A 7,949-nucleotide genomic window follows, 5' to 3' on the forward strand; every position below is an offset into this window, starting at 1 on the left:
GCGGATGCTGCTGGCCGAGGGCGACCGGGCCTGCGGCACGTTCGGCCTCCCGGTCGCCGCCTCGACGCTCAGCCATCACTTCCGCGCGCTGCGCAAGGCCGGCATCCTGCGCCAGTACGAGGACGGCCGGCAGCGGATGAACACGCTGCGCCTCGACGAGCTGGACACGAGGTTCCCCGGCCTGGTGTCCACGGTGCTCGCCTCGGCCGACTGACCCCAGTTGCCCGCCACACCGACGACCCGGCGGGCCGGACCCGCACCAAGCCCGGCGACGCGGACGGCTGAACCACCCGGCCGACCGACTAGTCCGCCTCCCCGGGATTAAAAGTGTGCGTTGCGTCCCAGCGAACAGTGCGGGTATCGAGGTGGATGGTGGCTGGGTGCCGTCACGGTCCCCTGAGGTTCCGGTGGTCGGCGCAGGACTTCACCCGATGATCTACGAGACAGGCCTTAGGCGGCGTGCGGCGCGGCCGACTTGTGCACGGGCCGGGCGGCGACCGCGGCGGCCGGCGCCTTCGCGGCCTTCTTCGCCAGCTTCCGGTTGTGCTTGCGCTCGTACCACCACGAGTCGGCCTCCACGATGACCGGGCCGAGCGCCATCAGCAGCAGCACCACGATCGCCAGCACTGCTCCGCTCCACACCAGGATTGCCTGCAACATCTTTCTCCCACCTCCGGTAAACGTCCTGGTCAAAGCTTCGCCCCGGAAGGGCCCCCGGCGGATCGGTCGAACAGACACCGCAAGCCGGCCGACCGGTCACCGCACCGGGCCGCCCCACTGGCCGATCGGCCGACCCGCGGCCGCCACTCGGCCGAGGCGACCGGACCGCGGGTCCAATACGTTCTTGCGCATGACACCGATCCCGGTGCCACATCGCTGGCTGGCCGCGTTACTCGGCGCCGCGCTGTTGGTCGACTTCGTCCTCGCCGGCTCGAGCGGCCTCCGCGAGGCCTCGCCCGCGCTGCCGGGCGCCGTCGCGCTGTGTGTGTGCGCCTACCTCGCGCTCACCAGGCCCGTGGCCGGCGCGCTGGGTGGCGCCGCCGCGCTCCTGGCCTCGTCGTACATCATCCGGGTGACCGATGCGATCCCGGTGTCGATGGGCATCCACGGCATCCTGCTCTCCGAGATGGTGGCGGGCGCGACCCTGGTCGTGCTGGTGGTCTGGCGCTGCGGTCCACTGGTGGCCGCCGGCTGCACCGCGGCGCTGGTCGCCGCGTGCCTCGTCGCGATGTTCACCCGCGACAACCCGTGCGCCAGCACGTTGTGCTCGGTGCGCTACTCGCTGATCAACGGCACGGACCTGTACCGCTCGCTGGTGTTCGGGTTCTGCGTGCTGCTCCTCTCGATCGCGATCGGCACCTACCTGCGGCACACCAGCCAGCAGCGGGTGGAGTCCGCGACCGACGCGTTGATCCGCAAGCAGTGGCCGCTCGGCGCCGCGCTCGCGGTGCTGCTGCTCATCGAGGCGGGCGATGTCGGCTACACCGGGGTGATCACGCTGTTCGGCTCCGGGGTCGCCGGGTTGTGCGCGTTCTTCGCGCCCCGCGCGCCGCTGCGGTACGCGCTGCTCGGGGCGGCCGCGCTGGTGCTGATCCCGCTGGCCATCGGCGGCATCGGCGCGTGGCCGAACCTCCCCCTGTCGTTCACCGGGCTGGGCGCGAGCATGGCGATGATCGCCTACGCGGTGCGCTACCTGCCGCTGCGCCAGGCGGGCACGGCGACCGCGGCACTGGTCGCCGCCCATCTGGTGTCGCTGGGCATCCGGTCGGGCGACTTCATCGCCAACGCCGACATCATGCTGCTGCTGGGCCTGATGCTGGTCGTCGCGGTGGCCACCGGCTGGTACTTCCGGGCGCGGGACCGCGAGCGGAACCAGACGGTGAAGGCCGCGGTGACCTCCGCGCAGCAGGGCGAGCGGATGGCGCTGGCCCGGGAGCTGCACGACGTGGTCGCGCACCACGTCACCGGCATCGTCGTGCAGGCGCAGGCGGCGCTGCTCGTCGCCGACAAGAACCCCGGCGTCGCCGTGCCCGCGCTGGAGAAGATCGAGCGCAGCGGCACCGAGGCGCTCACCGCGATGCGCACGCTGGTCGGCAGCCTGCGGGACGGCACCGCGGCCTGGACCGCGGGCAGCTCCGACGCGACCGGCCAGGCGACCACCGACCTCGAGGCCGACATCCGCGCGCTGGTCGAGAACTTCGCCGGGCCGCCCGTCGAGCTGGAGCTGTCGCCGCCCGCGGAGCTGCCGCACGAGGTCGGCCGCTCGGTGCTGCGGCTGGTCCAGGAGTCGCTGACCAACGTCGGCAAGCACGCGCCGGGGGCCAGCGCGGTGCGGGTGCGCGTGGTGACCGGCGAGGAGGGCCTGCACATCCGGGTCACCGACGACGGCGCGAACCGGCCGGTCAACCCGGTCGGTGGGTCCGGCGGCTACGGTCTGGTCGGCATGCGTGAGCGGGTGGAGCTGCTGGGCGGCCGGTTCGAGGCCGGGCCGAGCGGATACGTCGGCTGGTCGGTCGAGGCGTGGCTGCCACTGCGGAAAGAGGGGGCATGATCCGGGTACTGATCGCGGACGACCAGGAGATGGTGCGTGCCGGGTTCCGGATGATCCTGGAGACCCAGGACGACATCGAGGTCGTCGCGGACGTCCCGGACGGGATCACCGCGGTGCAGCGGGCCCGCGAGCTGCGGCCGGACGTGTGCCTGCTCGACATCCGCATGCCCGGGATGGACGGGCTCGAGGTCACCAAGACGCTCGCCGGGCCGGGGGTGGCCGACCCGCTGAAGGTCGTCGTGGTCACCACGTTCGACCTCGACGAGTACGTCAACGCCGCGTTGTCCAACGGCGCCAACGGGTTCCTGCTCAAGGACGCCGGCCCGGCGCTGCTGCTGGAGGCCGTCCGCGCCGCCGACCGCGGCGACGCGCTCGTGTCCCCGCAGATCACCGTGCGGCTGCTGCGCCACTTCGCGTCGGCGGTCCCCACGCCGGCCGCCGCCGACTCGCCGGCCGAGCCGCTGACCGGGCGCGAGCGCGACGTGGTGAAGGCGGCCGCCCGCGGGCTCACCAACACCGAGATCGGCACCGAGCTGTACCTGTCGCTGTCCACGGTGAAGACGCACCTCGCCGCGGTGCAGGCGAAGATCGGTGCCCGCAACCGCGTCGAGGTCGCCGCGTGGGCCTGGCGGACAGGCCTGATGAACGGCTAGCGCCGGATCGTCCGCAGGACCAGCTGGTTGCCCGGCGGGGTGCCGGCGCAGCCCGTGCCCGGCGCGGCGAGGTACATCGAGCTGTACTCGTGCGGCGGGTACACCCGCAGCCCGCGGACCGCGGTCGGCTTGCAGACCGCCGGGTCGTAGTTGCGGACCTGGACGAAGCCGAGCGGCGCGTAGGCCATCTGGCCGGGCTTCAGCGTGATCGCCGGGCCCTTCCTGCCGTCGCGGTAGGCGGCCGGGCCGACCTGGTGACCGTCGTTGCCGGCCACGTAGGACACCCCGGGGAAGCCCTGGATCGTGCAGGTGCGGTGACCGGAGTTGGTGAACCGCAGCTGGCGGTAGGTGGTGCCGGCCGCGGCGTCGCCACCGGCGAGGCTCAGCTTGAGGTCGGCGACCTTGCACTCGTTGGGATTGGTCGCCGCCGGCTTGGGCTTCTCGGCCGCAGGCTTCGCCGCGCTGTTGACCGGCGGCTGGGCCTGCGGCGTGGAACTCGACGCCGGCGGTGCTTGGGTGGACGGCGGCGTGCCGGCCGCCTCGGTGATGGACGGCACGTCCGGACTGTTCGCACCGGTGGTCGCGTTCTGACACCCGGCGGTCAACAACGCGATCGTGACGCCGCCGACGAGCAACGCGGCTCGACTCATCCTGGTTCGCAGCATGGGTATTACGCCTCCAGACCTGGCCCCGACCCCACTGGACGCTTGCTACTGAAAGGACGGGTGAACCCGCCCAGGGTTGCGTGCCAACGAGAACTACCCGCAACTGGCCAACAACAAACGGTCACCTGGCGACGACGGTGATCCACTCCGCGGAGCCCGGCCGGTAGCCGAGCGCGTGCACGAGGTCCGGCCCGCGCCCGGGTCCCCTCACCCGATGGTCGCGTCGCGGCCTCCCGTCGTGGCGCCGTAGGTGGACAGGAAGCGGACGACCTTGTCCCGCTTGCGCTTCGTGTCGAGGTAGGACTTCGCGCGCAGGAAGAAGACGCCGTCGTCGGCCAGGCGGACGCGGGTCCAGACCTTCGCGGTGCAGCGGCCGGGCCGGGCCGGGTGGCCGGAGACGGCCACGTGGATGACGTTGCGCGCGAAGATGTGCCGCGTGTAGAGGCCGTTCTCGGTGAACTCGACGTGCCACATCACCCCGCGCGCGGCGCTCGCGGCGACACTCAGCGCCCGTTCCCGCGTGCAGGAAAGCTCCAGGGAGAAATCGCGGTCGAGCTCACGCACGCGGTTTCTGCCGACGAGGAACTTCGTGACGAAAACCAGTACGACAATGCTGACCGACAAGACAACCAACGTGCCCATGATGCCCGCACCTCCTGACCGCTCCTCAGTGCTGCCACGAGCCGAGGACAGCAGAGGGCACGGCAGGCGACCCGGCAGCGCCGACGGGTCATCAGGTCATCCAGGCACCTCGCGTCAATTCCTCGACAGTTACGAAACCTTCACCGACATCAATTCGATGCCGATGTACCTATTAGCGCTGAGCGTCAGGGATTCGTCAAGACTTGCGGCGAAACTGCCCGCATACGGGAAATGCTCCTGTGACCTGCGGGGTTGACCTCCACCTAGGTCGAGCGGGCAGAGTGGTGCCATGGACGACCAGACCGTGCGGCGTTACCTCCGCAGGATCGGTGCGCAGGCACCCGGGGAGCCGACCGTCGACCTGCTGCGTGATCTTCACCTGCGGCACCTGCGGGCGGTGCCGTTCGAGAACCTCTCGATCCATCTCGGCGAGCCGATCACCCTCGACGAAGGCGTGCTCGTGGCCAAGGTCGTCGACCGGGGCCGGGGCGGGTTCTGTTACGAGCTCAACGGCCTGTTCGCGTCCCTGCTGCGGGCGCTGGGCTTTCCGGTGACGCTGCTGTCCGCGCAGGTCTACACGCCGGCCGGCACGCTCACCCACCCGTTCGACCACCTGGTGCTGCGCGTCGACCTCGACGAGCGGTACCTGGTCGACGTCGGCTCCGGCGCGCACTCGAGCTACCCGCTGCGGCTGGACTGGCCGGAGCCGCAGGCCGACCCGAGCGGCGAGTTCCTCGTGGTGGACGGGCCGGACGGGGACGTCGACGTGCTGATGGACGGCGTGCGGCAGTACCGCGCGGAGGCCCGCGGCCGCTCGCTCACCGACTTCGCGCCGACCTGCTGGTGGCAGCAGACCTCGCCGGACTCGCACTTCACCCAGAGCCTGACCTGCTCGCTGCTGACGCCGGACGGCCGGGTGACGCTGTCCGGCAACCGGCTGATCACGACGGTGGCCGGCGAGCGCACGGAGTGCGCGCTCGACGGCGACGACGCGGTGCGCGCGGCGTACCGGACGCACTTCGGCATGGAGCTGGACCAGCTGCCGACGCCGCCGCGGCCCGCCGTGGTGGCCTAGCTACTTGCTGGCCACCCGGCGGTACTTGGCCACCGACAGCGGGATGAAGATGGCCAGGATGACGACCGACGAGGCCACCGCGTAGAGCAGCGCGTGTTCCGAGGGCCAGCCCGGCGGCGGCGCCATGCCGGGCGGGGCCTCGTTGCCGAACAGGTCGCGCACCGCCTGGATGACCGCGGTGAACGGGTTCCACTCGGCGATGGCCTTGAGCGGGCCCGGCATCGTGCCCGCGCCGACGAACGCCGAGGAGATGAACGAGAGCGGGAAGAGCCACATCAGCCCGGCGCTCTGCGCCACCTCGACGCTGGGCGAGGACAGGCCGATGAGCGCGCCGATCCAGGACATCGCGAAGCCGAACAGCAGCAGGAGGAAGTAGGCGAGGACCGCGTCGAGGAAGCTGCCGCGGATGCGCCAGCCGACGAGCAGCCCGCACAGCGACATGATCAGCAGCGCCATCGAGCTGACCACGAGGTCGGACGTGGTGCGCCCGAGCAGCACCGCGAGCCGGGACATCGGCAGCGAGCGGAACCGGTCGATGATGCCCTTCTGCAGGTCGTTGCACAGCCCGATGACGGTGAACGCCGAGTTGAACGACGTGGTCTGGACGAAGATGCCGGCGATGAGGAACTCGCGGTACTGCCCGCCGCCGAGCGCGCCGCCGAAGACGTAGGCGAACAGCAGCACGAACATGATCGGCTGGATGACCGCGGCGAACAGCCAGTCGGCGCTGCGCCGGACGTTGAGCAGGTTGCGCCAGGCGACGATGCCGCCGTCGCGTAGGCCCTGGGTCAGCACGGTCATGCCGACTCCCCCTTCTTCGCGGGCTTCTTCGTGGCCTTCTGCGCCGGCTCGTCCTCGGCCGCGTGGCCGGTGAGCGAGAGGAACACGTCGTCGAGCGTGGGCCGGTGCAGGCCGACGTCGAGCACGACCACGCCCTCGGCGTCGAGCCTGCGCAGCGCCTCGATGAGGGACTTGGTGCCGGCCTCGACCAGCACCTGGACCCGCCTGCTGTGCTCGTCGACCGTGGGCTCGCCGGAGCCGATGTCGGCGAGCACGCGGGCGGCGGTGGCGAGCTCGCCCTGCTCGGCGACGACGATCTGCAGCCGCTCGCCGCCGACCTCGGCCTTGAGGTGGTCGGCGGTGCCGCTGGCGATGACCTTGCCGTGGTCGATGACGAGGATGGTGTCGGCCAGCTGGTCGGCCTCCTCGAGGTACTGGGTGGTGAGCAGCACCGTGGCGCCGTCGGCGACGAGCTCGCCGATGACCTCCCAGGTGTCGAGGCGACCGCGCGGGTCGAGCCCGGTGGTGGGCTCGTCGAGGAGCACGACCGCCGGCTCGGCCACCAGCGCGCCGGCGAGGTCGAGCCGGCGCCGCATGCCGCCGGAGTAGGTCTTGGCGGGCCGGTCGGCGGCGTCGTCGAGCTGGAAGCGGCTGATGAGCTCGCGGGACCGGGACCGGGCGTCGGCCTTGTTCTTGCCGTAGAGCCTGCCGACCATGTAGAGGTTCTCGAAGCCGGTGAGGTTCTCGTCGACGGCCGCGTACTGGCCGGACAGGCCGATCGAGCGGCGCACCGCGTCGGGCTCGGCGAGGACGTCGTGCCCGTTGACCCAGGCGCGGCCCGAGTCGGGGCGGAGCAAGGTGGTGAGGATGCGCACCGCGGTGGTCTTGCCGGCGCCGTTCGGCCCGAGCAGGCCGAGCACGGTGCCGGTGGGGATCTCGAACTCGATCCCGTCCAGGGCGCGGGTGGACCCGTAGGTCTTCACCAGGGCCTCCGCGCGCACCGCGACCTCGGACGCGGACGGTGGCATGTCGACTCCCAGGGGCAGGCTGTGTTGGCGAGGGCGACTGTAGACCCGGGGTCCGACAATTCGGATCGATTTTCCTGCGGCGCGCCGCCCCATGAGCGAGTATTCCCCGCAGGAGAGCGGTTTTCTGCTGGAGGAGAACGTCGAGATGAGCGCACCCGTCCCCGGCCCGCACGACGTGCCGAACCCGCAGGGCTACGGCTACCCGCCGCCGGGCTACGCGCCTGGCTACCCGCCACCGCGCCGGGGTGGCCGGTCGCTCGTGCTCGGTCTGGTTCTCGGGCTGGTGGTCGGCGCGGGCGGACTCGGCCTCGCCTGGGCGTTGAGCTCCCGCGGGTCCGGCGGGGTGCGGGCCGACGCGCAGGCGGTGTGCGGGGTCGTCGAGCGGACCGCGGTGCCCACCAAGGACACGTCGCTGGAGGACTTCCGGAGGTGGGGCATCGCCGAGGTCGGGCCGTCCCTCGCCAAGCAGGACGCGACCTACCAGCCGCTGGCCGACGAGCTGGCGAAGGCCTCGGACGCCGTGGGCGCCTTCGACTTCGACAAGCTGAAGAGGGC

The 7,949-nt window shown here is 71.5% G+C and carries 10 protein-coding genes; 5 read left to right on the forward strand and 5 right to left on the reverse strand.

From position 1 onward, the window contains the following. Positions 1-214 (forward strand): helix-turn-helix domain-containing protein (locus tag VGD70_RS01725; RefSeq protein ID WP_331077367.1); only part of this gene is annotated, 214 nt, incomplete at its 5' end. 236 nt (positions 215-450) lie between these two features. Here the strand turns inward: VGD70_RS01725 and VGD70_RS01730 are convergent. Continuing rightward, positions 451-660, reverse strand: a complete 210-nt coding sequence (locus tag VGD70_RS01730) for a hypothetical protein (RefSeq protein WP_331077369.1) — start codon at positions 658-660, stop codon at positions 451-453. Positions 661-850: 190 nt separating this feature from the next. Here VGD70_RS01730 and VGD70_RS01735 point away from each other — a divergent pair, with 190 nt between their 5' ends. Both VGD70_RS01735 and VGD70_RS01740 read left to right on the forward strand, forming a co-directional pair. Continuing rightward, a complete protein-coding gene (locus VGD70_RS01735) occupies positions 851-2,551 on the forward strand; it encodes a sensor histidine kinase (protein ID WP_331077370.1) in 1,701 nt (566 codons plus the stop codon). Further along, positions 2,548-3,204 (forward strand): response regulator transcription factor, encoded by a 657-nt coding sequence (locus VGD70_RS01740; RefSeq protein WP_331077372.1) that lies wholly within the window; start codon positions 2,548-2,550, stop codon positions 3,202-3,204. Before VGD70_RS01735 ends, VGD70_RS01740 begins: the two co-directional genes overlap by 4 nt. Here VGD70_RS01740 and VGD70_RS01745 read toward each other — a convergent pair. Together VGD70_RS01745 and VGD70_RS01750 are read right to left on the reverse strand one after the other, a co-directional pair. Next, the gene (locus VGD70_RS01745) at positions 3,201-3,854 is read right to left on the reverse strand and encodes a DUF4232 domain-containing protein (protein ID WP_331077374.1); all 654 of its coding nucleotides are present in this window, start codon (positions 3,852-3,854) and stop codon (positions 3,201-3,203) included. The two genes, VGD70_RS01740 and VGD70_RS01745, sit on opposite strands and share 4 nt — an antisense overlap. Positions 3,855-4,076: 222 nt before the next feature. Beyond that, positions 4,077-4,511, reverse strand: coding sequence for a hypothetical protein (locus tag VGD70_RS01750; protein ID WP_331077376.1), 435 nt, complete (start codon positions 4,509-4,511; stop codon positions 4,077-4,079). A 289-nt stretch (positions 4,512-4,800) separates the two neighbouring features. Between VGD70_RS01750 and VGD70_RS01755 the strand changes: the two genes are divergently transcribed. Next, the gene (locus VGD70_RS01755) at positions 4,801-5,586 is read left to right on the forward strand and encodes an arylamine N-acetyltransferase family protein (RefSeq protein WP_331077379.1); all 786 of its coding nucleotides are present in this window, start codon (positions 4,801-4,803) and stop codon (positions 5,584-5,586) included. On the opposite strand, the gene VGD70_RS01760 is transcribed toward VGD70_RS01755, so the two are convergent. Continuing rightward, on the reverse strand, positions 5,587-6,387 hold the full coding sequence (locus VGD70_RS01760) for an ABC transporter permease (protein ID WP_331077381.1): 801 nt from the start codon (positions 6,385-6,387) through the stop codon (positions 5,587-5,589). It lies immediately after the preceding gene. After that, the gene (locus VGD70_RS01765) at positions 6,384-7,394 is read right to left on the reverse strand and encodes an ATP-binding cassette domain-containing protein (protein ID WP_331077383.1); all 1,011 of its coding nucleotides are present in this window, start codon (positions 7,392-7,394) and stop codon (positions 6,384-6,386) included. Before VGD70_RS01765 ends, VGD70_RS01760 begins: the two co-directional genes overlap by 4 nt. 91 nt (positions 7,395-7,485) lie before the next feature. Here VGD70_RS01765 and VGD70_RS01770 point away from each other — a divergent pair. Next, a partial coding sequence (locus tag VGD70_RS01770; protein WP_331077385.1) for a hypothetical protein occupies positions 7,486-7,949 on the forward strand: 464 nt, incomplete at its 3' end.

The sequence above is a fragment of the Actinophytocola sp. genome, assembly GCF_036402745.1.
Classification (GTDB): Bacteria; Actinomycetota; Actinomycetes; order Mycobacteriales; family Pseudonocardiaceae; genus Actinophytocola.